The organism is Pseudomonas sp. NPDC089996 (genome assembly GCF_044748405.1).
GTDB lineage: Bacteria > Pseudomonadota > Gammaproteobacteria > Pseudomonadales > Pseudomonadaceae > Aquipseudomonas.
The window spans coordinates 20733-46756 of the sequence record NZ_JBIVGA010000024.1; the positions used below are offsets into that span (position 1 = coordinate 20733).

The 26024-nt window shown below is 63.6% G+C and carries 24 protein-coding genes, 1 tRNA gene and 1 pseudogene; 16 read left to right on the forward strand and 10 right to left on the reverse strand.

Annotated features, from left to right (window positions below; all coding sequences use genetic code 11):
* The first annotated feature begins 39 nt into the window (after window positions 1–39).
* The 3 genes from ehuC to ehuA are packed head-to-tail and all read left to right on the forward strand — an operon-like array spanning window position 40 to window position 2206.
* Entirely contained in the window at window positions 40–699 is a 660-nt protein-coding gene (gene ehuC, locus ACIPW4_RS26085; protein WP_400663239.1) for an ectoine/hydroxyectoine ABC transporter permease subunit EhuC, read from the forward strand.
* Complete coding sequence (ehuD, locus tag ACIPW4_RS26090; protein ID WP_400663242.1) at window positions 696–1352, forward strand: ectoine/hydroxyectoine ABC transporter permease subunit EhuD; 657 nt, start codon at window positions 696–698, stop codon at window positions 1350–1352. Before ehuC ends, ehuD begins: the two co-directional genes overlap by 4 nt.
* 59 nt (window positions 1353–1411) lie before the next feature.
* Window positions 1412–2206 carry an ectoine/hydroxyectoine ABC transporter ATP-binding protein EhuA gene (ehuA, locus tag ACIPW4_RS26095; protein WP_400663339.1) on the forward strand — a complete coding sequence of 265 codons (795 nt, stop codon included), beginning with the start codon at window positions 1412–1414 and terminating at the stop codon, window positions 2204–2206.
* A gap of 73 nt (window positions 2207–2279) precedes the next feature.
* Here the strand turns inward: ehuA and ACIPW4_RS26100 are convergent, their stop codons facing one another.
* Complete coding sequence (locus ACIPW4_RS26100) at window positions 2280–2552, reverse strand: Fic family protein (RefSeq protein WP_400663245.1); 273 nt, start codon at window positions 2550–2552, stop codon at window positions 2280–2282.
* A 358-nt stretch (window positions 2553–2910) separates the two neighbouring features.
* Between ACIPW4_RS26100 and ACIPW4_RS26105 the strand changes: the two genes are divergently transcribed.
* The 6 genes from ACIPW4_RS26105 (at window position 2911) to ACIPW4_RS26130 (ending at window position 8706) form a co-directional block, all read left to right on the forward strand.
* The gene (locus tag ACIPW4_RS26105; RefSeq protein ID WP_400663248.1) at window positions 2911–3300 is read left to right on the forward strand and encodes a YybH family protein; all 390 of its coding nucleotides are present in this window, start codon (window positions 2911–2913) and stop codon (window positions 3298–3300) included.
* A 94-nt stretch (window positions 3301–3394) separates the two neighbouring features.
* Window positions 3395–4897, forward strand: coding sequence for a purine-cytosine permease family protein (locus tag ACIPW4_RS26110; protein WP_400663251.1), 1503 nt, complete (start codon window positions 3395–3397; stop codon window positions 4895–4897).
* A 13-nt stretch (window positions 4898–4910) separates the two neighbouring features.
* Window positions 4911–6341: an aldehyde dehydrogenase family protein gene (locus ACIPW4_RS26115; RefSeq protein ID WP_400663254.1), complete on the forward strand. Its 1431-nt coding sequence runs from the start codon at window positions 4911–4913 to the stop codon at window positions 6339–6341.
* Window positions 6342–6824: 483 nt separating this feature from the next.
* Entirely contained in the window at window positions 6825–7073 is a 249-nt protein-coding gene (locus ACIPW4_RS26120; protein WP_400663257.1) for a hypothetical protein, read from the forward strand.
* A complete protein-coding gene (locus tag ACIPW4_RS26125; RefSeq protein ID WP_400663259.1) occupies window positions 7070–7261 on the forward strand; it encodes a hypothetical protein in 192 nt (63 codons plus the stop codon). The genes ACIPW4_RS26120 and ACIPW4_RS26125 overlap by 4 nt, the downstream gene beginning before the upstream one ends.
* A 227-nt stretch (window positions 7262–7488) precedes the next feature.
* On the forward strand, window positions 7489–8706 hold the full coding sequence (locus ACIPW4_RS26130) for a DUF3422 domain-containing protein (protein ID WP_400663262.1): 1218 nt from the start codon (window positions 7489–7491) through the stop codon (window positions 8704–8706).
* 93 nt (window positions 8707–8799) lie between these two features.
* Here ACIPW4_RS26130 and ACIPW4_RS26135 read toward each other — a convergent pair whose 3' ends face one another.
* The 3 genes from ACIPW4_RS26135 to ACIPW4_RS26145 all read right to left on the reverse strand — a co-directional run bounded on the left by ACIPW4_RS26135 (window position 8800) and on the right by ACIPW4_RS26145 (window position 13079).
* On the reverse strand, window positions 8800–11202 hold the full coding sequence (locus ACIPW4_RS26135; protein WP_400663265.1) for a DUF3772 domain-containing protein: 2403 nt from the start codon (window positions 11200–11202) through the stop codon (window positions 8800–8802).
* 56 nt (window positions 11203–11258) lie between these two features.
* Window positions 11259–12311 carry a bifunctional DNA-binding transcriptional regulator/O6-methylguanine-DNA methyltransferase Ada gene (gene ada / locus ACIPW4_RS26140; protein WP_400663268.1) on the reverse strand — a complete coding sequence of 351 codons (1053 nt, stop codon included), beginning with the start codon at window positions 12309–12311 and terminating at the stop codon, window positions 11259–11261.
* A 141-nt stretch (window positions 12312–12452) separates the two neighbouring features.
* Window positions 12453–13079: a DNA-3-methyladenine glycosylase family protein gene (locus ACIPW4_RS26145; protein ID WP_400663342.1), complete on the reverse strand. Its 627-nt coding sequence runs from the start codon at window positions 13077–13079 to the stop codon at window positions 12453–12455.
* A 174-nt stretch (window positions 13080–13253) separates the two neighbouring features.
* On the opposite strand from ACIPW4_RS26145, the gene ACIPW4_RS26150 reads away from it, so the two are divergent.
* From ACIPW4_RS26150 to ACIPW4_RS26160, 3 genes are all read left to right on the forward strand, one after another.
* The gene (locus ACIPW4_RS26150) at window positions 13254–13769 is read left to right on the forward strand and encodes a sigma-70 family RNA polymerase sigma factor (protein WP_400663345.1); all 516 of its coding nucleotides are present in this window, start codon (window positions 13254–13256) and stop codon (window positions 13767–13769) included.
* A complete protein-coding gene (locus ACIPW4_RS26155) occupies window positions 13756–14712 on the forward strand; it encodes a FecR domain-containing protein (RefSeq protein ID WP_400663271.1) in 957 nt (318 codons plus the stop codon). The genes ACIPW4_RS26150 and ACIPW4_RS26155 overlap by 14 nt, the downstream gene beginning before the upstream one ends.
* Before the next feature lie 96 nt (window positions 14713–14808).
* Complete coding sequence (locus ACIPW4_RS26160) at window positions 14809–17295, forward strand: TonB-dependent siderophore receptor (RefSeq protein WP_400663274.1); 2487 nt, start codon at window positions 14809–14811, stop codon at window positions 17293–17295.
* 76 nt (window positions 17296–17371) lie between these two features.
* Here the strand turns inward: ACIPW4_RS26160 and ACIPW4_RS26165 are convergent, their stop codons facing one another.
* Together ACIPW4_RS26165 and ACIPW4_RS26170 are read right to left on the reverse strand one after the other, a co-directional pair.
* Window positions 17372–18532, reverse strand: coding sequence for an MFS transporter (locus tag ACIPW4_RS26165; RefSeq protein WP_400663276.1), 1161 nt, complete (start codon window positions 18530–18532; stop codon window positions 17372–17374).
* Window positions 18533–18907: 375 nt separating this feature from the next.
* Entirely contained in the window at window positions 18908–20119 is a 1212-nt protein-coding gene (locus ACIPW4_RS26170; RefSeq protein WP_400663279.1) for an MFS transporter, read from the reverse strand.
* Window positions 20120–20300: 181 nt separating this feature from the next.
* Here ACIPW4_RS26170 and ACIPW4_RS26175 point away from each other — a divergent pair, with 181 nt between their 5' ends.
* Window positions 20301–21233: a FecR family protein gene (locus ACIPW4_RS26175; RefSeq protein WP_400663282.1), complete on the forward strand. Its 933-nt coding sequence runs from the start codon at window positions 20301–20303 to the stop codon at window positions 21231–21233.
* A 95-nt stretch (window positions 21234–21328) separates the two neighbouring features.
* A tRNA-Met gene (locus ACIPW4_RS26180) sits at window positions 21329–21405 on the forward strand.
* Between the two features lie 65 nt (window positions 21406–21470).
* On the opposite strand, the gene ACIPW4_RS26185 is transcribed toward ACIPW4_RS26180, so the two are convergent.
* The gene (locus ACIPW4_RS26185) at window positions 21471–22082 is read right to left on the reverse strand and encodes a LysE family translocator (protein ID WP_400663285.1); all 612 of its coding nucleotides are present in this window, start codon (window positions 22080–22082) and stop codon (window positions 21471–21473) included.
* Window positions 22083–22248: 166 nt separating this feature from the next.
* Here ACIPW4_RS26185 and ACIPW4_RS26190 point away from each other — a divergent pair, with 166 nt between their 5' ends.
* Complete coding sequence (locus ACIPW4_RS26190; protein WP_400663288.1) at window positions 22249–23163, forward strand: LysR substrate-binding domain-containing protein; 915 nt, start codon at window positions 22249–22251, stop codon at window positions 23161–23163.
* On the opposite strand, the gene ACIPW4_RS26195 is transcribed toward ACIPW4_RS26190, so the two are convergent.
* Window positions 23103–23693, reverse strand: a complete 591-nt coding sequence (locus tag ACIPW4_RS26195) for a D-Ala-D-Ala carboxypeptidase family metallohydrolase (RefSeq protein WP_400663291.1) — start codon at window positions 23691–23693, stop codon at window positions 23103–23105. The genes ACIPW4_RS26190 and ACIPW4_RS26195 overlap by 61 nt on opposite strands.
* A gap of 466 nt (window positions 23694–24159) precedes the next feature.
* Here ACIPW4_RS26195 and ACIPW4_RS26200 point away from each other — a divergent pair.
* Window positions 24160–24537, forward strand: a pseudogene (locus ACIPW4_RS26200) (NYN domain-containing protein); the annotation flags it as partial.
* Window positions 24538–24555: 18 nt separating this feature from the next.
* On the opposite strand, the gene rimI reads toward ACIPW4_RS26200, so the two are convergent.
* Entirely contained in the window at window positions 24556–25011 is a 456-nt protein-coding gene (gene rimI / locus ACIPW4_RS26205) for a ribosomal protein S18-alanine N-acetyltransferase (protein ID WP_400663294.1), read from the reverse strand.
* On the reverse strand, window positions 25008–25793 hold the full coding sequence (locus ACIPW4_RS26210) for an energy transducer TonB (protein ID WP_400663297.1): 786 nt from the start codon (window positions 25791–25793) through the stop codon (window positions 25008–25010). Before ACIPW4_RS26210 ends, rimI begins: the two co-directional genes overlap by 4 nt.
* Between the last annotated feature and the right edge of the window lie 231 nt (window positions 25794–26024).

The window sequence follows — 26024 nt, forward strand, 5'->3', positions numbered from 1 at the left end:
GTGCCATTCCCTGTGTAATCCGATTATTCAGGTCGAACCATGGGTGAATTGATACCGTTGTTACTGCAAGGCGCCTGGATCACCGTCCAGGTCACCTTCTTCGGCTCGTTGCTGGCCATCGTCGCCGCAATCCTTGCCGCCCTCGGCCGGCGCTCGTCCTGGCGACCATTGAGCTGGCTGTGCGTGGCCTACATCGAACTGTTCCGCGGCACCTCGCTGCTGGTGCAGTTGTTCTGGCTGTTCTTCGTATTGCCGCTGCCGCCGTTCAACCTCGAACTCAGCGCCTACACCGTGGCCATCGTCGGCCTCGGGCTGCATATCGGTGCTTATGGTGCCGAAGTGATGCGCGGGGCGATCAGTTCGGTGGCCAAGGGGCAATACGAGGCCTGCACCGCACTGAACATGCCTGCTGCCACTCGCTTGCGGCGGATCATCCTGCCGCAGGCCTTGCTGGCGGCCATCGCGCCTGGCACCAACCTGCTGATCGAGCTGCTGAAGAACACTTCGCTGGTGTCGCTGATCACCTTGTCGGACCTGAGCTTCCGCGCCCGACAACTGGACCAGGCGACCTTCCAGACCCTGGAAATCTTCAGCCTGACCCTGCTGCTGTACTTCGTCCTGGCGCAGGCCATCAACTTCCTCATGCGACGGCTTGAACGGCGCCTGAGCCGTGGCCGCCTGCGGGGGAGCCTGTCATGAACGTCTGGGACTGGAACTACGTCGCGCAGATTCTGCCCGACTTGCTGCAGGCATCACTGAAAACGCTGGGCATCACCCTGGTGGGCTTCCTGATTGCCGTGGTCCTCGGCCTGTTCCTGGCCATCGCCCGGCGCAGCCGCCAGACCTGGCTGTCGTGGCCGGTGGCGCTGCTGATCGAATTCATCCGTAGCACACCGCTGCTGATCCAGGTGTATTTCCTCTACTACGTGCTGCCCAACTACGGGGTCAACATGAGCGCCATGCAGGCCGGCATCATCGGTATCGGCCTGCATTACGCCTGCTACCTGGCCGAGGTGTACCGCGGCGGCCTCGACTCGGTGGCGCGCAGCCAGTGGGAGGCGGTGATCGCGCTGAACTTCGCACCGTGGACGGCCTATCGGGCGGTCATCCTGCCCCAGGCGATCCGGCCGATCCTGCCGCCGCTGGGCAACTACCTGATCGCCATGCTCAAGGACACCCCGGTGCTGTCGGCCATCACCGTGGTGGAAATCATGCAGCAGGCCAAGAACGTCGGCTCCGAAAGCTTCCGCTACCTGGAGCCGATCACTCTGGTCGGTCTGTTCTTCCTGGCCTTGAGCGTCGCTCTGGCCTATCTCGTTCGGCGCCTTGAAGTGCGCCTGGAGCTTCGCTGATGATCGCGCCTGTGACCCACCTCGCCACTGCCACCACCTCCCTGCCACGGGACACCAGCATGCCCACACCGGCCATTGCCCAACCGATCGTCAGCTTCAAGGACGTGACCAAGCGCTACGGCAATTTCACCGTCCTTGATGGCCTCAACCTCAACGTCGCCCCCGGCGAGAAGGTGGCCATCATCGGCCCCAGCGGCTCGGGCAAATCGACCTTGCTGAGGGTGCTGATGACCTTGGAGGGCATCGATCAGGGTCTGATCGAGGTCGATGGCGACTCGCTCACCCACATGCCCGGGCGCAACGGTGCACTGGTCGCTGCCAACGAGCGCCATGTGCGCAAGGTGCGGGCGAAGATCGGCATGGTGTTCCAGAGTTTCAACCTGTTCCCGCACATGAGTGCCTTGCAGAACGTGACCGAGGCCCCGGTGCAGGTGCTGGGCGTGAAACCGGCCGAAGCCCGCGAACGCGCCGCCGAGCTGCTGGAGATGGTGGGCATGGGCAGCAAGTTCGAACACTACCCCTCGCAGTTGTCGGGCGGCCAGCAGCAGCGCGTGGCGATTGCCCGGGCGCTGGCCATGCGGCCCAAGGTGATGCTGTTCGACGAAGTGACCTCGGCGCTGGACCCGGAGCTGTGTGGCGAGGTGCTGAACGTGATCCGCCGCTTGGGCAGCGAGCACAACCTGACCATGTTGATGGTGACGCACCAGATGGGCTTTGCCCGGGAGTTCGCTGATCGGGTGTGCTTCTTCTACAAGGGCCAGATCCATGAACAGGGGACGCCGGCGCAGATCTACGAGAACCCGCAACAGGAACGGACCCGGGCGTTTCTCAGCGCAGTACGCGAGGCGAACTGAGCGCAGGCGTCTAGTACTCGCGCCGCTTGCCGACGGCCCGGCGCGGTACGGCGCAGGCGAAGGCGCGACGTCATTATTTCTGTACCCGTCGATAGTGTTGCGTCGGGCTACGGGGGGAATCGGGGTCTGTCATTTCAATAAGGCCAGAAGCCAGAGCGGGCTTGAGATACGACTTGCTGAAAGTGGGCCGGTGCGAGAGCCCCAGACGCTGCATCAACTCGCTGGCTTTCAACGCCTTGCCTGGGGGCAGGATGCTTAACAGACTGGCTACTTGTTCGGTTACTTGATCGGTTACATGATCGCTCGAGTTCACCTCAACCAGAGCTTGGAGCAACGCCTCCAGCATGAATTCGACAAAGGGAGGATGGTCTTGATGCGGTTCCCCCGGCGCAATTGTGGTGTAAGGGCATCGTCCCGATAAGCCGTCAGCTGGCCCACGTGCTCGCTGATCTCGGCGACCAATGCCAACATCCGTGGCGTTATCGTCAGTGGCGGCTCGTAGTGACTCATTACTTTTATTCCCTGGACAAGGCTCTACGCCAACGTATCAGGCAACCTTATCCACTGCATGGGCACTGGTAAAGGCAACCGGAACAATGGTTCACAAATTCCTGAACTAATTATTTACCCCCAGCGATTTTTCCCCCGCCCCGCCCCCACCAGAATCGCTTCACCACAATCACAATAACCGTGAGGCCACTCCCGTGGACCAGACACTCCAGGTACGGCAGGCCGCTGCCGACCTCGTCGCTGCCTTTGCCAGCAATGACACCGCCCGCTACTTCGCCTGTTTCAGCGAAGACGCCACCTTCCTCTTCCACACCTTGCCGCAACCGCTGCTGTCTCGCCGTGCCTATGAAGACCTCTGGACGCAGTGGCAGGCCGAGGGTTTTGCCGTGCTCGGCTGTGAATCGAGCAACGTGCAGGTGAGCCTGCAGGGCGACGTGGCGATCTTCATGCACGACGTGGCCACGCACATTCGCATTGCCGGTGAGGAGCACCAGCTGGCCGAGCGCGAGACCATCGTCTTCCGCCGCCACGGCGAACAATGGCTGGCGTGCCACGAGCATCTGTCGGTCGTCACCGCCGCCTGATCCGAACTTACGCGGCCTTGCCGCACTGCCATCGCACCCACAAGAGGGCCCGCGCACCGCGACGGGCCTACAACAACCGCGCTGGAGCATCACCATGAGCCACTCGACCGGTATCGAGACCAATGGCGTCGAACAGATCCCCGACGATCAACGCGACGCCTCCCCGCTGGACCTGTTCCGCCTGATCTTCGGCGGCGCCAACACCTTCGCCACTGCCGTGCTAGGCAGCTTCCCGGTACTGTTCGGGCTGTCGTTCCAGGCCGGGGTCTGGGCGATCCTGCTCGGCGTCGGCGTGGGCGCGCTGATCCTGGCGCCGATGGGCCTGTTCGGTGCACTCAACGGCACCAACAACGCCGTGTCGTCGGGCGCGCACTTTGGCGTGCACGGGCGCATCGTCGGCTCGTTCCTGTCGCTGCTCACCGCCGTAGCGTTCTTCTCGTTGTCGGTGTGGAGCTCGGGGGATGCCCTGGTCGGCGGCGCCAAGCGCCTGGCCGGGCTGCCGGAAACCGACCTGACCCTGGGCCTGGCCTACGGCCTGTTCGCGGTGCTGGTGCTGGTGGTGTGCATCTTCGGTTTCCGCTTCATGCTGTGGGTCAACAAGATAGCGGTGTGGGCGTCGAGCCTGCTGTTCCTGCTGGGTATCTTTGCCTTCGCCGGGCCGTTCGATGCGGGCTTCGCCGGTAGCGTCAACCTCAGCCAGCCGGGCTTCTGGGCAGCCTTCGTCGGCGCCGCGATCCTGGCCATGAGCAACCCGGTGTCGTTCGGCGCCTTCCTCGGTGACTGGTCGCGCTACATCCCGCGGCAAACGCCAAAGTCGCGCATCATGCTGGCGGTGATCGCCGCCCAGGTTGCCACCCTGATCCCGTTCCTGTTCGGCCTGTGCACCGCCACCCTGGTGGCCACCCAGGCGCCTGACTACATCGCCGCGAACAACTACGTCGGCGGCCTGCTGGCCGTGGCACCGAGCTGGTTCTTCCTGCCGGTGTGCCTGATTGCGGTGATCGGCGGCATGTCCACCGGCACCACCGCGCTGTATGGCACCGGCCTGGACATGTCCAGCGTGTTCCCGCGCCTGCTCAGCCGCGCCGGCGCCACCCTGCTGATCGGCGTGCTGGCGATCGGCTTCATCTTCATCGGCCGCTTCACCTTCAACCTGGTGCAGAGCGTGTCGACCTTCGCCGTGCTGATCATCACCTGCACCAGCCCGTGGATGGTGATCATGATCCTCGGCCTGATCACCCGCCGCGGCTTCTACCACGCCGACGACCTGCAGGTGTTCACCCGCGGCCAGCGTGGCGGCCATTACTGGTTCCTGCATGGCTGGAACTGGCGCGGCATGGGCGCGTGGATCCCCAGCGCCATGGTCGGCCTGTGCTTCGTCAACTTGCCGGGGCAGTTCGTCGGCCCGCTGGGCGACCTGGCCGGCGGCATCGACCTGAGCCTGCCAGTGACCCTGGGCCTGGCAGGCGTGCTGTACCTGCTGCTGCTCAACCTGTTCCCTGAACCTGCTGGCGTGTATGGCCCGAATGGCCCGCGCTGGGTGCGTTGCAAAAGCACCCCGCGTACGCCGGTGACCACCACTGCCGAAATGGCCTGACTGGATACCGACCATGACCACCTCCCATTACATCGCCGGCCGCTGGGTCGAAGGCCAGGGCAGCGACTGCATCAGCGTCAGCGAGCCTGCGCTGGGCCTGCCCTTCGCCGAACTGATGGCCGCCAGCGTGGCCCAGGTCGACCAGGCCGTGGCGGCCGCCCGTGACGCCCTGCCTGCCTGGAAAATGGTCAGCGCCAGCACCCGTGCGGCCTTCCTGCGCGGTTTTGCCGAACAGCTCGGCCAACGCCGTGAAGCACTGATAACGCTGCAGATGCGCAACAACGGCAAGCCGCGCCACGAGGCCGAGATCGACCTGGATGACGCGATTGCCACCTTCGCCTACTACGCCGAGCTGGCCGAGCAACTGCCGTCGAAGAACCGCGACGTGCCACTGGCTGCGCCCGGCTTCACTGCCCGTACCCGCCTGGAACCGGTGGGTGTGGTCGGTCTGATCGTGCCGTGGAACTTCCCGCTCGTGACCAGCGCCTGGAAGCTCGCCCCGGCCCTGGCGGCCGGTTGCACTGTGGTGCTCAAGCCATCGGAAGTGACCCCGCTGATCGAGCAGACCTACGGCCAGATCGCCGACGCCCTGGGGTTGCCTGCCGGCGTGCTGAACATCGTCAACGGCAAGGCCGAGACCGGTGCCGCGCTAAGCAGCCACAACGGCCTCGACAAACTGTCGTTCACCGGCAGCAACAACGTCGGCAGCCAGGTCATGCGCAGTGCATCGGCGCAGTGCCGGCCGGTGACACTGGAGCTCGGCGGCAAGTCGGCGATCGTGGTGTTCGACGATTGCGACCCGGACCAGGCGGTGGAATGGATTGTTGCCGGCATCAGCTGGAACGCCGGGCAGATGTGCTCGGCCACCTCGCGCCTGCTGGTGCAGGACGGCATTGCCGAAACACTGCTGCCGCGCCTGCAGGCCGCTCTGGAAAAGCTGCGGGTCGGCAACCCGCTGACCGAAGAAGTGGACATGGGGCCGCTGACCAGCCAGGCGCAATGGTTGAAGGTAGCCAGCTACTTCGCGACGGCGCGTGAAGAGGGTTTGCAGTGCCTGGCTGGCGGGCAGGCGCTGGACCGTGAGGGCTGGTTCGTGAGCCCGACGCTGTATGCCGATGTGCCGAAGGAAAGCCGCTTGTGGACTGAAGAGATCTTTGGCCCGGTGCTGTGCGCCCGCCGCTTCGCCACGGAAGAACAGGCCATTGCCGAAGCCAACGACAGCCGCTTCGGGCTGGTCGCCACGGTGTGCTCCGCCGATGTGGAGCGTGCCGAGCGCGTGGCCGATGCGCTGGAGGTCGGGCATGTGTGGATCAACTCGGTGCAGGCGGTATTTGTCGAAACGTCGTGGGGTGGCACCAAGGGCAGCGGGATTGGCCGGGAGCTGGGGCCTTGGGGGTTGTCGGGGTATCAGTCGGTGAAGCATGTGACCCGTTGCCTGGGCTGATATCACATCCTCAAGGCCGCACTGGGCCCTTGTAGGAGCGGCCTTGTGTCGCGAAAGGGCTGCGAAGCAGCCCCAGCAATTTGTGCATCTGCGCTGAACCCCTGGGGCTGCTTCGCAGCCCTTTCGCGACACAAGGCCGCTCCTACAACCAACCGCATTCGCCGCGCATCAGACGTAAGACTTTTCCCAACCTTAAACCAAATGCTTCAAGAGCGACCTGATTGAGAATTATCCTACGCACTGCGCTGCCGTTTCTCTGTTGTTGATGATCAGCATCAGGGCTAATTTCCCTGAGTCGTCAAATTCGGCGACCGGGTGTGAGAGCCCGTGTTGATCTAGCTGCAACCTCAGCGGTAGCTGTGCGCGGGCAGGACTCGTCCTGGCCGGTTTCCTAGATCACCGGTCTCTCACCCCGCGTACAGCTGCCACCCAAACCTGTGAGAGGGAATGGGCGTCAGCTCCTGACTGATCTAGGAGTAGACCATGGAAAAAGTAGTCCCCGACCCACCCGCCAAAACCTCCCCCCGCACGTTCTATACCATCAACAACGACATGCCCTCACCCGAGGCCCTGTTATACATCTCACAATTGCTGCGCGGTATCGAAGACACACTGGACGAGTACATCTGTGGCAACGCCGGCGAGCCTGGTGTCGGGATGTTGGTCAATACCGTGCACAACGTACAGATGGCCAATGCGTTGAATGAATTGGTTCTAATGCGAGATGTATGAAAAAACACGTGGTATTGAAAACTGATGTGTCGAACGTTTCCATAGAACTGGGTACACAGAAAACCGTGGACGTCTTTCTACTCCGTGGCAAAACGTTCAATTCTTTCAAGCAAGCGCTGAAAGACGATGCCTTCAATACTAACGACCGTGTGAAGAAGCTGCTGGCAAGGCCGAAGCGCTGGCGCTGAGGCTGCTCAGTTTTCCCGGCCGGCACTGAACCTGTGGGAGCGGGCGTGCCCGCGAAGAATCCAACACGCTGGCTGGCACCGGCTACGCCGGTGTTCGCGGGCACGCCCGCTCCCACAGTCGGTGCTGAATCAATCAGTGATGTACATTATCCGCGTGACTTTCCCCTCCCCCCGCAAAGTCCCACTCCCTGGTACCCCCAACAATCACAACACCAGGCCGGACCACCATGCACCCTCAACGCACCGCCTTGCATAACGAGTTGCACGCCCGCCCGTCGCTGTACTTCGACGGCCCGGCGCATGTCTTCCACCTGGCCCTGCTCGGCGGCGATGCCGCGTGCGCCGCACTGCTGCAACGCTGCTGCCCGGAGGCGGTCGACGCCGACGCCGCCCAGGGCATCACTCGCCTGGATGGCCACCCCTTCAAATGGGAACGACACACCGAATTCTTCACGTTGACCCTGGTGGTGCCCTGCTCAGCCGCCGACGCCCAATGGCAGCCGCTACCGCCGGTGCTGGCCGAAGCCATCGCACCCCAGGCAGCGCAGGTGATCAATGCCGTGCAGGTGCTGGTGCGCGACGAACAGCACCTCGACCTGCCCCACTACGGTTTCAAGGACCCGTGCGGCTCCTGCGTCGGCGGTGGCGATGCGACGGTGTGGAGCGACTTCCGCCTGACCGATGATGGCACCAACCGCTTCCTGTTCATCAACCGTCGCCTCAACGCCTACCGCCAGGGCCGGATGATCCGCCGCCTGCTGGAAATTGAAACCTATCGCATGATGGCGTCGCTGACCCTGACCACGGCCAAGACCCTCAGCCAGGAGCTGGATGCCTTCGACAAGACCCTGGTGCAACTGTCAGAACGCAGCGCCGGCGGTGATGGCCACGATTCCAAGGCTCTGCTCGAAGCGATTGCCCACCTGTCGCGGCAGGTGGTCAGCCGCACGGTGAAGACCCGCCACCGCTTCGGTGCCACCCAGGCCTATGCGCAGCTGGTGTTCGAACGCCTCGGTGAATTGCGCGAGAGCCATGTGGGTGATTGCCAGCGCCTGGGGGTGTTCATCGAGCGCCGGTTCAAACCGACCGTGCGCTATTGCGCGGCGACCGAACAGCGCCTGGAACAACTGGCGAAGAATGTCGCCAACCTGGGCGACCTGCTGCAGGCGCGGGTGCAGGTGGAGATGGAAGAGCAGAATGCAGGGATCTTGCACAGCCTCAATGCCCGCGCCGATGCCCAGGTGAAGATCCAGCGGGCGGTGGAGGGGCTGTCGATCATCGCCATCACCTACTACCTGCTGAACCTGTTCAAGCTGCTGTATGGCGGGCTGAATGTGCTGGGGCTCGGGCTGACGGCGCGGGATGCACTGCTGGGCATGGCGCCGCCGGTGCTGCTGGTGCTGTTGGTGATCTTGCTGCGTATCCGGCAGGCCAAGCAGCATTGAGGCGGGGGCTGCTTTGCAGCCCATTCGCGGGGCAAGCCAGTTCCTACAGGCTTTTGCAATCCCTGTAGGAGTGGGCTTGACCCGCGAAGGCCCTCACACCGATTCATCGGCCGGGCGGGAGCCTTCCTGCACCAGCACCATGCTCTGCGGCGATGACAGCGGTATGCCTTCATCGCGCAAGCGCCCCAGGATAGTGAACAGCAAGTCGCTGCGGGCGCCCGACACCTGCCGCGGCCCCGCCACATAGCCGCTCACACCAATGACCATGCCTGCTGAAGTCAGGTCCTTGAAGGTCACCGAGCAGGCTGGCGCATCGAGTACCGCTTCATGCTCGTGGTAAGCCGCCAGCAGCAGGTCACGTACATGATTGGCATCGGTCTCCAGCGGCAACGTCAGGGTGATGCTGACCACACCCAGGGCATTGCCCATGGTCACGTTACGCACGTTCTGCGAGATGAACTGCGAGTTGGGCACGATCACCGTGGAGCGGTCGGACATCTGGATCTCGGTGGCGCGCACGTTGATCCGGCGAATGTCGCCCTCGACACCCGCTAGGCTCACCCAGTCGCCCACCTTGACCGGTCGCTCGGTAAGCAGGATCAGGCCGGAAATGAAGTTCTGCACGATCTGCTGCAAGCCGAAACCGATACCGACCGACAGCGCACTGACCACCCAGGTCAGGCTGGTCAGGTTGATGCGCAGGGTCGACATCACCAGCATGGCCAGGAACAGGAAGCCGAGGTAACCGACCAAGGTCACCAGCGAGGCTCGCATCCCTGCGTCCATGTCGGTTTCCGGCAGCAAGCGCTCGCTCAGCCAGCGCTTGACGACCCGAATGCCGAACAGGCCGCCGAAGAAGATTGCCACCGCCAGCAGGATGTCCTGCGGCACGATGTTGAGGTTGCCGAGCAGCTTGCCACCCGTCCCATCCCAGTCCCCCAGGCTCAGCAGCAGCTCGCCAGGGCTGGTGCCCGAGGGCATCAGCGCCAGCATCACCGCCAGGAACAGCAGTACCGTGCGGCTGATGCCGACCAGGATGGTGCTGGCCTGGGCCTGGTGCCGTGGTGCCAGCCCCAGGGTCGAGGCCAGCGCCAGGCCGCCCGGCTGGCGCGGTGACAACAGGGTTTCGCAGAGATCGGCCAGGAACGTGGTCAGCAGATACGCGCACACGGCCACCACACTGATCCACAGCAGCTTGGCAGTGAGGAAGTAGGCCAGGGTCAGGTAGCCGGCCAGCAGCGCCAGCACGATCAGCCCGACCCACACCACGATCACGAACGGGATGAGCCCGGCCAAGCCAGTCGGGCGATCCAGTTTGTGCTTGCGTAGCGTGCGGCGGTAACGCACCAGCGCCGTCGCAAAGATCGCCGCCACCACGAGCGCGGTCAGGCCGTTGGTGGCCACGGTCAGCGCCAGGCTGGTGCCAATTACGCTATTGATGCGCTCCATGGTCAGCATGACCATCAACGCCAGGGCCAACAGCTTGGGGAACCAGCCCAGTGCGTTGGCCACTTCGTCATGAATCGGCGGCAGGCGCCAGGACGGCCGTTGCAGCATCAGCATGGCGCGGCCAAGGCCAGTGATGAAGGCGCTGAACACCACCAGGGTGAGGAAATGATTGGTCAGGCTGGCGATGTCCGAGCCCAGCTCGGCGCTGCTTTCCAGGCCCCAGCGCAGCAGCGATACCGAGCCTGCGATGGTGCCCAGGGTGGCCAGGCTCACGCCCAGGGCCAGGGCACTGCGACGCAGGCGCCCTTCCGGCAGGCGATGCACCATGATGCTGGCCAGCAGGCGCTCGATCACCCGTCGCACCCAGATCCACACCAGGAACGCGGCCACCACGCTGCCGATGAAGAACCAGCGATGCTCGGCGCTGAATGCACTGCTCAGGGCATCGCTGGCTTCGCCACGCAGGTCGCGCAGGCGCGCCACGTCGTCCTCGGTGGGGCGAATGAGGCTCGACCAGAACGCCGGACTCAGCGGCGTTGCAGCGCGGCTGAGGATCTGCGAGTTGAACTGGCTGCGGCGCAGGTTGACGATCTGCGTGGACAAGTCCCGCGCCGACTGGGTCAACTTGGCCGCCTGGTCCTGTTGCGTGACCAGGGCCTTCTTTTCGGCATCGAGCTGCTTGCGCTGAAGGGTCAGGCTTTCAGCTTCGTCCGGTTGAACCGGGCCGAGCACGTTGAGCTTGTCGTTGATCTTCTCCACGTCGGCGGTGCGCAATGCCGTCAGGGCGTCGGCCTGGCGCTGCACCTGCACGGCCGACAGGCGCAACTGCGACAGCAGGTCATCGTTGGCATTGCTGGTGACGCCCTGGCGGATCTGGTCGAGCCGATCGAACAGTTGCTCGTAGCTGGCATTTTCGTCGAGCACCGGCATTTCCGCTGCGGCCAGCTTGGACACCGGTGAAATCGGGGCCGACCAGGCCGGCGTGGCCAGTGCCAGCAGCATGGCCATCAGCGCCAGGTAGAATCGGGCAAGGCAGACTCGCCTCATCGAATGTTCCTCTTTACACATCGATTTGGCGGTGGATTCTACGCGGCTTCGGCCAATCAGGAGAGTGCCGTTTCTCGCGCCAGCAGTTGCCGCTTGCGCTCCACCCCCCAGCGATAGCCGCTGATGTCACCGTCACGGCGTACCACTCGGTGACACGGAATGGCCACGGCAATGTGGTTGGCTGCGCAGGCCATGGCCACGGCACGCACCGCCTTTGGCGCGCCGATGCGCTCGGCGATGTCGGTGTAGCTGACCTGGCTGCCCACTGGCACCTCACGCAAGGCTTGCCAGACACGCTCCTGGAAGGCAGTGCCCTGAACGTCAAGCGGCAGGTCCAGGCCCAGTGCAGGCGCTTCTACAAAGCCAACAACTTCGGCGACCAGCCGTTCATAGGCGCAATCACCACCAATCAGGTCGGCTTTGGGGAACTGGTTCTGCAACTGTTCGAGCAACACTTGCGGATCGTCGCCCAGCAGAATCGCGCAGATCCCCTTCTCACTCTGGGCCACCAGAATCGCCCCCAGCGAACACTGGCCGATGGCGAAGTGGATGCTCGCCCCGGCACCGCCCGCACGATACTCGCGCGGGCGCATGCCCAGGCGCTGGTCAGCGCTTTCATAGAAGCGGCTGTTGGAGTTGTAGCCAGCGTCGTAGATGGCATCGGTCACCGAGCCTTGCCCGTCGCCCAGCCGCTCGCGCAGGCGCCGAGCGCGGAAGGCACTGGCGTAAGCCTTGGGGGTAAGGCCGGTTTCAGCCTTGAACAGGCGATGCAGGTGGAAGGGGCTGACGGCCAGCTCCGCACCGAGCTGGTCGAGGCCGGGCGGGGTGTCGCTGGTTTCCAGCAGACGGCAGGCGCGGGCGACCAGATCGGCGCGCCGATGGTCGTCCGCCTTGGCCATGCAGCGACGGCAGGCACGATAGCCGGCAGCTTCGGCGCTGGTGGCGTCGTTGAAGAACTCGACGTTTTCGCGCTTGGCCATGCGTGATTTGCAGCCGGGTTGGCAGTACACGCCGGTGGTGCGCACGGCGTAGACGAAGTGGCCGGCGGCGAACGGGTCGCGGGCCTGTACGGCTTGCCAGCGTTGGGTGTCGGTCTTGAATGCATTCATGGTGGTTTACCTCGGCTATCTGTTTCTGCCTCTTCGCGGGCACGCCCGCTCCCACAGGGATCGCAGCCGGCCCGAACACTGTGCAGTACCTGTGGGAGCGGGCGTGCCCGCGAAGAGGCCAGCAATGCCACAAAATCAACGTCAGGCCCGCCACAGATACCAGGCAGCCACCGTCCTGAACGGACTCCAGCCACCGCCCAGCGAACGCATCTGCGCGGGCGTCGGTGCCTTCTGCAGCCCTTTCAGCCGGCGATACCCCTCGCGCACGCCAAAATCGTCCACCGGCAGTATGTCCGAACGCTCCAGGCTGTAGATCAACAGCATCTCCACCGTCCAGCGCCCGACGCCACGCAAGGCGACCAGCCGTTCGATCAAGGCATCGTCCGATAAACCCAACGCCTCGTCACGACTGGGGACAACACCCTCCAGGCTGGCCTGTGCGATGCCCTGAATGGTCGCCAGCTTGCTCGCCGAAAAGCCACACCCGCGCATCACCTCGGGGCTGACTGCCAGCAGTTGCTCCGGGGCCGGAAATGCCTGTTCGGGGAACAGCGCCAGCAACCGCCCGAGTATCGCCTCGGCGGCCCGTGCATGCAGCTGTTGATAGGCAATCGCCCGCACCAGTGCCTCGTAAGGCTCGCGGCCAGGCGTCGTGCGGTGCAGGCACGGCCCGGTGGCCGCTACATGTCGCGCCCAGTCCGGGTCCAGCACGGCCAGGTAACCGGTGGCTTCGCGATAGGCATCGGGGGACGAGTCGGCGAGGATCATCGAGTACTCCTGCAGGTTCATGGCAGGTCCAGCTTAGCCCAGCCGTTCATCGGGCAAACGCCGGATCTTGCGCCGCTAATTCCTGGTATGCCATTGCTCCGTGCCAGCATCCCCGCATAGAATTGAGAACTATTCACAATCATGCGTGCACCACGGGACCAGGCCTTCGATACGATGCAGATCAACGACACGCTCAAGCCGACCGAGGTCGCCCTGCTCTATCAGTCCCATCACGCCTGGTTGCGTGGCTGGCTGCGCAGCCGGGTCGGTTGCAAGGAACACGCAGCGGACCTGGCGCAGGATACCTTCGTCCGCCTGCTGCGCGCGCGCCAGGTGTCGCCGCTGAAGGAGCCGCGCGCCTACCTGAGCAGCATCGCCCGCGGGTTAATGATCGACCAGTTCCGCCGCCGTGCGCTGGAGCGTGCCTATCAGGAAAGCCTGGCGCTGCTGCCCGAGGGCGAAGTGCCCAGCGAGGAACACCGGCTGGTTATCCTCGACACCCTCGAACGCCTTGACCGAGCGCTTTACCAGCTCAAGCCGCGCACCCGCCAGGCTTTCCTGATGGCCCAGCTCGATGGCCTGAGCATCCCGCACATCGCGCTGCGCCTGGAGGTGTCGCGGGCCACCGTCGAGCGCGACCTGGCCAAGGCCCTGGGCGTCTGCTACAGGTTGCGCTATGCCGAGCTCTGAACGCGCGCCTGCACAAGCCCAGGTCGACCAGGCCATCGAGTGGCTGGTCAAACTGCGCTTCGACACCCCCAGCCCGCTCACCGAGCAGCAATTCCAGCAATGGTTGGCCGGCCACCCGCAGAACGCCCAGGCCTGGCAGCGGGTCAGCGGGCTCAGTGACGAGCTGGCCGGGCTGCCCGGCACGCTGAGCCGGCGCACCCTGGATGGCAGCCAGCGCCAGCGCATCAACCGTCGTGACCACCTCAAGCTGCTGGCGGTGCTGGCCGTTGGTGGCAGCCTCGGCTGGGCCGCTCGCGAGCCCCTGGGGCTGCCGGCGCTGATGGCCGACGACAGCACGGCCACCGGCGAACGCCGCAGCTTGCTTGGCAGTGATGGCAGCCGCATCCAGCTCAATACCGCCAGTGCCATCGACCTGCGCTACAGCGCCGAGCGGCGCGAGCTGACCCTGGTGCGTGGCGAGGTCAGCCTGGACAGCAATGCCAGCGACAATCGTCCGTTTCGCATCAATACCCGCCTCGGCGCGCTGGGTACCCGCGACGGCCAGTTGCTGGTGCGCGAAAACGAGCAGGGGCTGCTACTGGCCGTGCGCCGTGGCGAGGTCACGCTGCTCCCCTATTCCGCCTCACCGCGCCTGGTGCATGCCGGGGAGACACTGCAAGTACTGGCGAACGGTGACTCCCAGTCCGCCAGCCTGCATGGCGACCCCTGGGGCTGGACCGATGGCGTGCTGAGCGTGCAGCAGATGCCGCTCGGCGAGTTCGTCACCGAACTGTCGCGCTACCGTTCAGGCTTGCTGCGCTGTGCGCCAGACGTGGCAGGGCTGAAGGTGTCTGGCACCTACCAACTGGGCGACACCGATCGCATCCTCCACTTGTTGGCGCGCAGCCTGCCGGTGCGGGTCGACTACCGCACACGTTATTGGGTCAGCATCGACGCGGCCTGAAAAATTCTTGAAAAATAATGAGGTGAAATCTCATTCTCGTCCGGCCTGAAGGAACAAAGCCCGAAAAGTGGTCTACGAAACCTTCAGGAGCGGTCGATGATTCACCCGAGTTCCCCCCGCAACCAGCAGCTGCGCCAGGCTGTGCGCGCTGCCGTGTTCGGCCTTGGCATAGGTACTGGCCTGGCATTTCCGCTGACGGCGCTGGCGGCGCCGGCCAGCCAGCAGCAGATCGACTGGAACATTCCGGCCGGCCCGTTGGCACCGGCACTGGACCAGCTGGCACGCCAGGGTGGCCTGAACCTGTCGTTCGATGCCACCAGCCTGCAAGGCAAGACCACCCGTGGCGTACAGGGCCGCCATGATGGCGCCGGGGCGTTGTCGATCCTGTTGCAGGGCAGCGATGTGCAGGTTCAACAGGAAGGTGACAACAGCTTCCTGCTGATTCCAGCCCTGGATGCCGGAGGTGCGCTGGAGCTGGGGGCTACCAGCATTTCCAGCAACCGGCTGGGCGAGACCACCGAGCACAGCGGCTCGTACACCACCGGCGCAGTGACCATCGGCAAGACCGCACAAAGCCTTCGCCGTACCCCTCAATCGGTGACCGTGGTTACCCGCCAGCGCATCGAAGACCAGAACATCACCAACCTCACCAGCCTGCTGGAGCAGACCCCCGGCGTGGTGGTAAACCTGACCGACAGCGAGCGGGTGCAGTACTACTCGCGCGGTTACGCGATCGATGCCATCCAGTATGACGGCGCCACCGTGGTGCAGAGCAGCGGTGGCGGTTCGTTCATCCAGAGCGATTCGGCGATCATCGACCGCGCCGAAATCCTGCGCGGCGCCACCGGCATGATCCGCGGCGCCGGCAACCCGTCGGGCACCGTCAACCTGGTGCGCAAGCGCCCTACTTACGAATTCCAGGGCGAAGGCAGCGTCACCCTCGGCTCCTGGGATGCCCAGCGCTACGTTGCCGACCTGTCCGGCCCGTTGACCGAGACGGGTAACGTGCGAGGCCGGGTGATTGCCGTACACGATGACAAGGACCACTTCCAGGATTGGCGCCAGGAGCGCAAGGAAGTGTTCTACGGCGTACTGGCCTTCGACCTGAACGAAAGCACCACCCTGACCACAGGCCTGGAATGGACCAAGCTCGACGCCACCGGCGCCTGGGGTAACCTGCCCGCCGACTACGACGGCTCCCCTTTGCCGCTGGGGCGCAGCACCTATCTGGGAGCCGACTGGAACCGCTGGAACCGCAGCAACCTGCAGACCTTCGCCGAGTTGGAGCACCGCTTCGACAACGACTGGAAGCTCAAGCTGATGGCCCAGCGTACCCACTTCGAGTTGGCCGACAATGGTTTCAAGCAGACCTACTTCACCCGTGCCAGCGGTAGCGCCAACCCCACCAACAACCCTTACCTGATGAGCTACCAGGTAACCGAGGGCGATGGCGGCGAGAGCCTGCAGAACAACCTCAGCGCCACCCTCAACGGCCCGTTCGACCTGCTTGGCCGTAGCCACGAACTGATGCTCGGCGTCGAACGTATCCGCAACGATTCCTACGCTTCGGCCACCAACTTCGTCAACTCGGGCATTTTCGACATCCGTGAATGGGACCCGAAGAGCAGCCTGGGCAACCCTGACATCGACATCACCGCCCACCCGGTGCGCACCCGCACTACCCAGGAAGGTGCCTACGCCACGTGGCGCATCTCGCTGGCCGACCCGCTCACCGCAATCATTGGCGCGCGCAGCAACTGGTACGACTACGAGCAGGAAAACAACACCACTAGCGGCGGCAAGTTCAGCGTCGACAACAAGATCGTGCCGTACGCCGCGCTGATCTACGACCTCAACGACAACTTCAGCACCTATGCCAGCTACACCGAGATCTTCAACCCGCAGACCTCGACCGATATCAGCGGTTCGGTGCTCAAGCCGGTCGAGGGCGAAGCCTACGAAACCGGGATCAAGGGCGAGTTCTACGACGGGCGCCTGAACGCCTCGCTGGCGTTCTTCCGCATCTACCAGGTGGGCAATGCCATCGACGACATCGCCAGCGGCCAGCCTTGTGGCGGCAACACCGGCTACTGCAAGATCGCCGCGGGCAAGAACCGCAGCCAGGGCTTCGAACTGGAAGTGTCGGGTGAAGTGCTGCCAGGCTGGAACGTGACCGGCGGCTACACCTACAACACCACCGAGTACCTCAACGACCCGACCAACCAGGGCAATGCGATCCGCACCACCGACCCCAAGCGCCTGCTCAAGCTGTTCACCAGCTACCGGTTGCCGGGCGAACTCGATGCCTGGACCATCGGCGGCGGCGTGCAGGCGCAGAGCGCGATCTATTCACGGGCTGCGACCAACGCACGCGGGGTCAACCCGGGAGCCGAGGCGAGCCAGTCGGGCTATGCGGTGTACAACGCGATGGTCAACTACCGCTTCAACGACAACTATTCGTTGCAGCTCAATGCCAACAACATCTTCGACCGCAAGTACTACCGCCAGGTGGCGCCGACGCCGACCGGGTATTACTGGGGTGATCCGCGCAATGTCTCGGTGACCCTGCGCGGGACCTTCTGATCCCTACTGCCTGAACCGGCCTCTTCGCCGGCCTGTGGGAGCGGGCGTGCCCGCGAAGAGGCCGGTACAGGCAACCTCAATCTGAAACCGGCCGCAACTTCCCGACCCGCCGGTACGACTGCCGAGCAAAGCACACGAACAGCCCCGCCATCACCGCCAGCGCCATCGGCAACCCATGCGGCGCCACATCCATCGCCGCCCCGCTCACCAATGGCCCGACCAGGCTGCCGACACCCCACAACAGACCCACGCTGGCATTCGCCGTGACCAGGTCCTGCCCTTTGAAGCGCTGACCGATCAGCACCAGCGCCAGGGTGTAGATACCGCCCGCCACCGCGCCCAGCAGCACCAGCATCGGCCACAGCAGCCAGGTCACCTGCAGCAGCCAAGGCAGGGCTATGCCGATGGCCATCGCCACCAGCCCGCACACCAGGTGCAGCCCGGTGCGCTCGACACGGTCGGCCAGCCAGCCCAGGGGCAGCTGAAACACCATGTCGCCGGCAAACACCACGGTGACCATCAGTGCCGCCACGGCCACGGCAAAACCATGACTGCTGGCATACACCGGCAACAGCGACAGCACCACGGCATCGAAGAACGAGAAGAACAGCACCGCCACGCACAGCGCCGGCGCCACGCGGAAGAAGCCCGCCAGGCCGAAGCTCTTTTCGCCCTCATCGCCATGCTCGGCATGGTCGTTGGGCACGGTCAGCAAGATGCACAGCAGGGCCAGGCCATAGCCGAGGGTGACCACACGGATGATCCACGGGCTGTCGGCGCCAATCAGTGCGATCAGCGCCGGGCCCAGCACCTGGAAGCCGGTGAAGCTGGTGGCATACAAGGCCATGATCTTGCCGCGGTTGTGGTCCGGGCACAGCTCATTGACCCACGACTCACCAAGGATGATCGCGATACCCATGCCGATGCCCAGGCCCAGGCGCAGCACGGCCAGCAGCCATAGCGAATCGAACGCCGAGTCCAGCAACGCGATACTCACGGTGCACAGGCTGAAGCACAGCAGGTAGATGGTGCGCCGCGTCAGGTGCCGGCAGCAGGCGTCGACCATGAACGCCGAGAGCATCATCCCCGCAGCAGGGATGGCCGAGATGATGCCGATTTCCAGGGTGCCGGCACCGGCCTCGTGCAAGCGCAACGACACCAGCGGCAGGCTGGCTCCCAGGCTGAAGCCTACCACCGACACGGCGAACAGAAGGCCCGCCAGCAAACGCATGTTCATGTACCACTCCAGGCAAAACTGAAAAGACGTGCAGATACAGGCGCCCACACGCTCGCCGAAGAGGCGGACGACGCAAAGGGCGCGGGAGGTCAGTTCAGGCTTGGTGTGGCGAGAAAGTGAAGGCGAAAAGCACGCTGCGCCGACGCTTGAGCACCGTATCGCTCGGCCACGCACGACGCATGGCCTGAAGGGCAGGCTGGCGAGTGTGTGGGAGAGTCAGGGTACGGCGCATTGCTGTGGCTACTACGCAGGTGTTTTAGAAGAGGCGGCACTCTAGGCCAAGCCCGCCCCTATCGTCAATTGCCGGAGGCCCCTGCGAGGCCCCTGTGGGAGCGGGCACGCCCGCGAAAGGGCTGCAAAGCAGCCCCGGCGATGTCAACGCTTACCGGTATTTGGCAGAAACACCGCCAACAAGCCGAACAGCGGCAGGAACGAGCACAAGCCATACACATACTCGATACCGCGCAGGTCAGCCAGATACCCCAGCAACGCCGCACCAATCCCGCCAAAACCGAACATCAGCCCGAAGAACACGCCGGCAATCATGCCCACGCTGCCCGGCACCAGTTCCTGGGCATAGACGACGATCGCGGAAAAGGCCGAGGCCAGGATAAAGCCGATCACCACACTGAGCACGGTGGTCCAGAACAGGTCGGCATACGGCAGCGCCAATGTGAACGGCGCCACTCCCAGGATCGAGAACCAGATCACCGCCTTGCGCCCGATACGGTCACCGATCGGCCCGCCAAAGAAGGTACCCGCCGCCACCGCGCCTAGAAACAGGAACAGATGCAACTGCGAACTGGCCACTGACAGGTCGAACTTCTCGATCAGGTAGAAAGTGAAGTAGCTGGTGAAGCTGGCCATGTAGAAGTACTTGGAGAACACCAGCAGCCCGAGCACGACCAGCGCCGCCATTACCCGCCCGCGCGAGATGCCGTGGGTGGCCTGTACCGCCTTGCGTGCCTTGGCCTGGTTCAGGTGTTCCTTGTACCAGCGGCGTAGCATCAGGGTCACGGCAAAGAAGAACAGCGCCGCCACGCCGAACCAGGCCACGTGGGTCTGGCCGAATGGAATGACAATGGCCGCCGCCAGCAGCGGGCCGAAGGCAGAACCGGTGTTGCCGCCCACCTGGAAGGTCGACTGCGCCAGGCCGAAACGCCCCCCCGAGGCCAGCCGGGCGATGCGCGAGGTCTCCGGGTGGAAGGTCGACGAACCGATGCCAACCAGCGCCGAGGCCAGCAGAATCATCGGGAAGCTGCCGACGAACGCCAGCATGACGATTCCCACCAGGGTGCACAGGGTGCCCATCGGCAACAGGTTGGGCGTCGGCCTGCGGTCGGTGTAGAAGCCGACCCAAGGTTGCAGCAGCGATGCCGTGATCTGGAAGGTCAGGGTGATCATGCCGATCTGGGCGAAACTCAGGTCGTAATTGGCCTTGAGCATCGGGTAGATCGCCGGCAGCACCGACTGGATGAGGTCGTTGATCAGGTGCGCCAGGGCGCAGAAGCCGATAATGCGCATCACCAGCGGATTGGCTGGGTTCGCCGAACCGGTGCTGGCGGTGGGGGTGCTGCTGATGGCCATGGGTTTCAATTCCGTCCGCAGGTTTGGGATCCGATTATCGGGAAACAAATAGATACATAGCTACCTTTTTTATCGGGGTGACGTCGCGTACTTGTAAATGGTTCTCAATATATTTAGCATCCCCTGCCAAACCTTCCCGTAATCGTTGGGCGAAACAGCCCTCACGCGAGCACATCCACCCATGAGCCCGATGCCCGCCACGCAGATTCAGGCCGACCCTCAGCAGGAAGCGCTGGAGTGGTTTTCCCGCCTCCGCCAGCCCGGCTGCGATGAAGGCGAACGCCAGGCATTCGCGCGCTGGTGCCAGGAACCTGGCAACGCGCACGCCTATGCCGAACTGGAAGCTTGCTGGCAGCAACTGCAGGTGCCGCCGGCCCGGCTCCGGCCGCGTTTGCTCAAGGTCCGCCGCAGCAACCTGGGCAAGGTACTGGCCGCGTTGTTCCTGTTGCTGCTGTGTGCTTCTGCCTACCTTTACTGGCCGCTGATGCAACGCCTGGCCAGCCAACTGGCCACTGATGTGGGCGAGCGCCGCAGCGTGCGTCTGGCCGACGGTTCGACGTTGCACCTGGACAGCGCCAGCGCGATGAACGTCGACCTGCGCGGGCGCACGCGGCAATTGCACCTGGTACAAGGTCAGGTGTACCTGGAGGTGGTGCTCGACGGACGTGCCATGGAGGTTAAGGTCGACGATGCCCGCATCCAGGTGTACGGTACCCGCCTGATGGTGGCGCGGTACGCAGAGCACGACGAACTGGTGGTGCTCAATGGCAAGGCCATGGTCATCCAGGGCGGGGATCAGCGCATGGTTTCGGCGGGTGAGCGGGTGACATTCAACGAGGCGCGGATCAACTCGGTGCAGAAAGCCGACGTGAAGGCAGCGCAGGCCTGGCGCGACGGCCAGCTTCGGGCCAGTGAAATGCCCTTGGGGCACGTCATCGAACGCCTGGCCGGCTACCAGGGCCGCCGGGTCTGGCTGATGGATGAACAGACCGCCTATCGACGTATAAGTGGCAACTTCAATCTCGACCGCCCAGGTGAAACCCTGGAGCAACTGGCTGCCGAGCAGCATTTGCAGCTGTATGGCGTGCTCGGGCAGTGGCTGATCGTCCGCTAGCACCGGGCCTGGCCGCTAAGTTTTTGAAAGCGTGCAAATTTTTTTTGAAATGAGTGTTGACACAGGTCCCTCACAAGGGAATAATGCGCGCCATCGGCTACATAGCTCAGTTGGTTAGAGCATAGCATTCATAATGCTGGGGTCCGGGGTTCAAGTCCCTGTGTAGCCACCAAACAAGTCAAAGGGCTTACCGCAAGGTAGGCCCTTTTTCTTTGCCTGCGGAAAAGGACTCGCGCCTCACCGCCCCCCCACGACTGCCACGGCCAGGCCCAGGCCGATCAAGGCAAGACCGATCACCCGGTCGACCAGCCGTTGCCTTGCGATCATCAACACTCGCAGCCCTTCACTGGAAAAGAACAGCGCCACCAGGCTGAACCACGCCCAGTGGGCGAACGACATGAAGGCCCCGTAGGCGAAATCCACCAGCAGCGCGCTGCCCGGTTGCACAACCTGGGTGTAGGCACTGACGACGAACAGCATGGTCTTGGGGTTGAGTGCATTGGTCACGAAGCCTGTGCGCAGTGCAGCCAGCACCCCGGATTGCGCCACCTCCCCCTCCAGGCTGATGCGCCCGGTATTGGTCAGCGACTGGTAGCCCAGGTAGATCAGGTAGCCCGCACCGAGCACCTTCATCGCCAGGAACAGCGCCGGGCTCTGGCTGATGACCACCGCGATCCCCAACACCGTGTACAGCACATGCACCTGCACACCCAGGGCAATTCCGACTGCAGCTGCCAGTCCGGCCTTGCGGCCTTGTGCGTAACTGCTGCGGGTTACCAGGGCGAAGTCGGCACCAGGGCTGATGACAGCCAACAGGGTGAACAGGGCGACAGCAATAATTTCAGTCACTGAAAAGGGCCTCGATGGACGATGATAAAGCACAGATGCACTTATTATCAGATGCCTGATGAAGCGGAAAAAACGATTTATAGTGATGAAAATCTGATAGTTTTCCTGACAGATTTTCAAAGCTGTTCCGACCGCTTCGCGGCGGGAACAGGCAACAGAGAAGCTCATGAAACTGCCACCCCTCACCGCCTTCCGCTACTTCGACATCGCCGGCGAAACCGAAAGCTTCGTGCGCGCCGCCGAGCGCCTGCATGTCACCCACGGCGCCGTCAGCCGCCAGGTGCGCCTGCTCGAAGAAAGCTTGGGCGTCGAACTGTTCGAGCGACGCAACCGGGCGATCTTCCTCACCCCCGCCGGCCGCGCATTGCATGGCACCACCCAGGCGATCTTCGAACAGCTCGAAGGCGCCGTGCAGCGCCTGCAACAGCAGCAACGGGACAATGTACTGGTCGTGTCCTGCGAGCCGACCATCGCCATGCGCTGGCTGATCCCGCGCTTGCCGCGCTGGCATGCCGCGCACCCGGACCTGCAATTGCACCTGGTGGCTGCCGGGGGCCCGCTGGACTTCGCCCGCAGCGGGGTCGACCTGGCGCTACGCCGCGACGACTTCCATTGGCCGCCGACGCTGCACAGCATGAAGATCTGTGACGAGTGGATAGGCCCGGTCAGCCGGCACGGCAGTGACAACCTCGCTGGCCAACGCCTGCTGCACAGCAGCACCCGCGCCAGTGCATGGCCCACCTGGCTGCGCCTGAGCGGACGGCAGGCCACACACAGCGAGCGCAGCGACTTCGAACACTTCTACCTGTCGCTACAGGCCGCCGGCGCCGGACTGGGCCTGGCCATCGCCTCGGCATTGATGGTGCGCGACGAACTCGACAGCGGCCAACTGCAGGCGCCGTTCGGTTTCCTGCGCGATGGCTCTGCCTATCACCTGCTCAGCCCACTGCCGTTGAACGACGGCGGCAAGCGCCAATGCTTCGTAGAGTGGGTGATGACTGAAAGCCAGGCCTGCCTCACTCACCTGGGCTTGCTGCAGAACGACGAGCCAGCGCTGCCATCACCGCCCCAGGTGCGATAACCCGCCGTATCGAGGTGGATGCGCCCGCTCGGATAGCGCCCCAGGCCCATGCCCCAGGCCTGGCCGCTCTGCTGCCAGAAGCGGCACAGCGGATTGGGATCGGCCCAGGCCGGCAGCAGGATATCGACCGCGAAAGCGCGGGTATGGGCACTGTCCACGACGCCGCCGGCGCAGCGGTTGAGATCGGCAGCACGATAGGCCGATACCACTTCGAACTGGCGCAGGATGCCCTGCTCGTCGAGGGTCTTGATCAGTGACAGGGTGGAACGTACTGCCGGCCAGTTGCCAACAGGCGGTACAGCGAAAGGCGAGGCATGGCACAGCTTCCAGTCCGACGCCGAACGCAACAGCTGATGGATAGGCACCACACCATACAGACGCGCATCCACCAGCATCTCGCGAAACGGCCGGGTCTGATGGTCACCGGCCCACTGCGCGAACATCCACACGTCTCGCTCGTCAGCCGCCGCCATGGTGCTCAGCAGCACACCCGCAGCCAGCAGCAGCCCGCGCGCTCTTCTTATCCCCATGCTCCCTGCTCCATCTGCGCATGGCCGCCAATCTGGTTGCCACTTACGAAGAGTTAAGCATGCACAAGACCGCATTATCACGCCGGAGCAGGCGGCGGCGAAGTGCAATACCGGAAAGATGAACAGAGGGCTGTGGGACCTGCGCAAGCCGGTCAATCTTGAGTGACCTGTTACAGAAAATGTCTCCTGCAATCCTGAGACATACACTTTAAGAGCACCTTTACGGTACCCAGGGTCCATTTTGAGTGATCATTCTTTCGCTACTGCGATCCGGACCGAAGATGCCCGTTGACCTGCTCGGTTACAGTGGCATAATCACTTCACTACTCAACCCCGTACGCGATGATTTGGTTCGTCGGCAGTTGGGGTGAAAAAACCGGCCTAGTGCCGGTTTTTTCGTTTTCAGGGATATGTAAGCCTTGCGTACCGCTTGCTTCGTCGATGGATAAACGTCTTCTACGGCCTGGCTTCACGACTCGACCAGGTGGCCATCTGGAAGCTTGAGGAAAAAGAGACAGATGTTCACATCGCCATCAGCATGTACAGGCTCGCCTCCAGACAAGCCAGCCTCCCTGCGCAGGAACGGGTCCAGCAGCTGGTACTGGTTTCTGCCGACACGGACATGACACCCGCCCTGGGAGCTATCAAAGAAGACTTTCCTGACTTGCGCCTCGGCGTAATCCTGCCGCATAGAGAGGGCATGAAGCGAACAACGCCAGGCTCTCTCAAAAACAACTCACATTGGATGCGGCATTTGGTGACGACTGAAGAACTTGCTGCTCATCAGTTCCCGGAGCGGGTTCCTACCAAGAAAAGGCCAGCCATCAAGCCTGACTACTGGTAATGCGAGCGAGCCGCACGATTAGTCCTCAAGCAGTGTGCAGGCCATCACCAGCGCATCTTCACGCCCCCCGGCAATTGGGTAGTAATCACGACGGCGACCGATTTCATTGAACCCATATCGCTCGTACAGGCGATAGGCCGACTGATTACTGGCCCGCACCTCAAGGAAGCATTCACGACCATTGAGCTGATAGGCCCGCGCCATCAGGTGCTCAAGCAGCTTCAGGCCCATGCCGCAGCCCTGGTTCTCCGGTTTGACGGTGATGTTGAGCAGATGCGCTTCATCGATGATCACGTTGATCACCCCGTGCCCCACCTGCTGCTGGCCATCGAACATCAGCCACACTTCGTAGGACTTGAGCGCATCCTGAAAGATGCCGCGGGTCCAGGGATGGCTGAACGCGGCATATTCGATCTTAAGCACGGCATCCAGATCCGCCTCGGTCATCGGGCGGAAACTGATCGAGTCACTCATTCAACGCTCTTCCAGCGCGCCATCAGCTGGCGCATCGCTTGCCAGACGTCCGCCTTGCGCTGCGGCTCGTCCATCAACAGTTCAAGGCCCGGCAGGGCCCAGGCATCGCCCAGGCCTGCGACCTTCAGTACTTGGTAATAGGCTTCAGCGTCTGCGCTGGCGGCATGGCGCAAGGCCGGCAGGCCAATCAGCCACAACACGCTGCAGGGGGCTTCTTCGAGGCGCGCCTGGATGAAGCCCTGGACGAAATCACGCGCGGCATCCGGCCCTTGATCCATGTTGCCACGCACCAGTAACGGCCAGCGCACCGGCTCGCCGATGATCTGTGGCGCATCGGGCAGGCCGGCGGCGCGCAGCATGTCCTTGAGCAGCAGATAGGACGGATCGCGGCTCTGGAAGGGCTGCCCGGTAGCCAGCTCGACCAGTAACAGGCAGCTACCGGCGCGCAGCAGTTGCAGCGCGAAGCGCGGGGGCGGTACCGGGGCCGGGCGTGGCGCTGGGGCAGCTTCCTCGGCTTCGGCGGGCTTGGCAGCGACCTTGGGCGTGCTGCCAGGGCGCGGGATTTCGATTTTCGGGCGCTCGGCGCGGGCCTGGGGCACGGCCGGGGCATCGCTGGCCGCTGGCGCGGATGGCCTGATCTCGAAATCGACGTCCTCTACCGGCGCTTGCGGCAACAGCAGCTCGGGGCGCGAAGGTGCGGCGAACGGCAGTTCGGCACGCGGCAGCCAATGCACCACTTGCATGGCGGAAAGGTAGGCGCGGCGGCGGGGTTCGGTCAGCAAGGCTCGGAGTTCCGGGGTTTGAAACGTCGCACATTCTAACGTTGTTGGCAGGGCTGTGCTGCAACTGGTCGGCGGATTTTTGTTGCCTGTACCGACCTCTTCGCGGGTGAACCCGCTTCCACAGGAGTCGGCGAAACCCTCACCGGGGGCAAGGTTATCGCTCATTACAGACCAAGGGGTGAAATCCTCCCCCCTGGATGAAGTACAATCGCCCCCTTTTTACTTGGCAAC

What these genes read in the sequence shown, in the direction of transcription:
- ehuC (WP_400663239.1), top strand. Translation starts at nt 40, where the DNA reads ATGGGTGAATTGATACCGTTGTTACTGCAAGGCGCCTGGATCACCGTC.
- ehuD (WP_400663242.1), top strand. Translation starts at nt 696, where the DNA reads ATGAACGTCTGGGACTGGAACTACGTCGCGCAGATTCTGCCCGACTTG.
- ehuA (WP_400663339.1), top strand. Translation starts at nt 1,412, where the DNA reads ATGCCCACACCGGCCATTGCCCAACCGATCGTCAGCTTCAAGGACGTG.
- ACIPW4_RS26100 (WP_400663245.1), bottom strand. Translation starts at nt 2,552, where the DNA reads ATGCTGGAGGCGTTGCTCCAAGCTCTGGTTGAGGTGAACTCGAGCGAT.
- ACIPW4_RS26110 (WP_400663251.1), top strand. Translation starts at nt 3,395, where the DNA reads ATGAGCCACTCGACCGGTATCGAGACCAATGGCGTCGAACAGATCCCC.
- ACIPW4_RS26115 (WP_400663254.1), top strand. Translation starts at nt 4,911, where the DNA reads ATGACCACCTCCCATTACATCGCCGGCCGCTGGGTCGAAGGCCAGGGC.
- ACIPW4_RS26120 (WP_400663257.1), top strand. Translation starts at nt 6,825, where the DNA reads ATGGAAAAAGTAGTCCCCGACCCACCCGCCAAAACCTCCCCCCGCACG.
- ACIPW4_RS26125 (WP_400663259.1), top strand. Translation starts at nt 7,070, where the DNA reads ATGAAAAAACACGTGGTATTGAAAACTGATGTGTCGAACGTTTCCATA.
- ACIPW4_RS26130 (WP_400663262.1), top strand. Translation starts at nt 7,489, where the DNA reads ATGCACCCTCAACGCACCGCCTTGCATAACGAGTTGCACGCCCGCCCG.
- ACIPW4_RS26135 (WP_400663265.1), bottom strand. Translation starts at nt 11,202, where the DNA reads ATGAGGCGAGTCTGCCTTGCCCGATTCTACCTGGCGCTGATGGCCATG.
- ada (WP_400663268.1), bottom strand. Translation starts at nt 12,311, where the DNA reads ATGAATGCATTCAAGACCGACACCCAACGCTGGCAAGCCGTACAGGCC.
- ACIPW4_RS26145 (WP_400663342.1), bottom strand. Translation starts at nt 13,079, where the DNA reads ATGATCCTCGCCGACTCGTCCCCCGATGCCTATCGCGAAGCCACCGGT.
- ACIPW4_RS26150 (WP_400663345.1), top strand. Translation starts at nt 13,254, where the DNA reads ATGCAGATCAACGACACGCTCAAGCCGACCGAGGTCGCCCTGCTCTAT.
- ACIPW4_RS26155 (WP_400663271.1), top strand. Translation starts at nt 13,756, where the DNA reads ATGCCGAGCTCTGAACGCGCGCCTGCACAAGCCCAGGTCGACCAGGCC.
- ACIPW4_RS26160 (WP_400663274.1), top strand. Translation starts at nt 14,809, where the DNA reads ATGATTCACCCGAGTTCCCCCCGCAACCAGCAGCTGCGCCAGGCTGTG.
- ACIPW4_RS26165 (WP_400663276.1), bottom strand. Translation starts at nt 18,532, where the DNA reads ATGAACATGCGTTTGCTGGCGGGCCTTCTGTTCGCCGTGTCGGTGGTA.
- ACIPW4_RS26170 (WP_400663279.1), bottom strand. Translation starts at nt 20,119, where the DNA reads ATGGCCATCAGCAGCACCCCCACCGCCAGCACCGGTTCGGCGAACCCA.
- ACIPW4_RS26175 (WP_400663282.1), top strand. Translation starts at nt 20,301, where the DNA reads ATGAGCCCGATGCCCGCCACGCAGATTCAGGCCGACCCTCAGCAGGAA.
- ACIPW4_RS26190 (WP_400663288.1), top strand. Translation starts at nt 22,249, where the DNA reads ATGAAACTGCCACCCCTCACCGCCTTCCGCTACTTCGACATCGCCGGC.
- ACIPW4_RS26195 (WP_400663291.1), bottom strand. Translation starts at nt 23,693, where the DNA reads ATGGGGATAAGAAGAGCGCGCGGGCTGCTGCTGGCTGCGGGTGTGCTG.
- rimI (WP_400663294.1), bottom strand. Translation starts at nt 25,011, where the DNA reads ATGAGTGACTCGATCAGTTTCCGCCCGATGACCGAGGCGGATCTGGAT.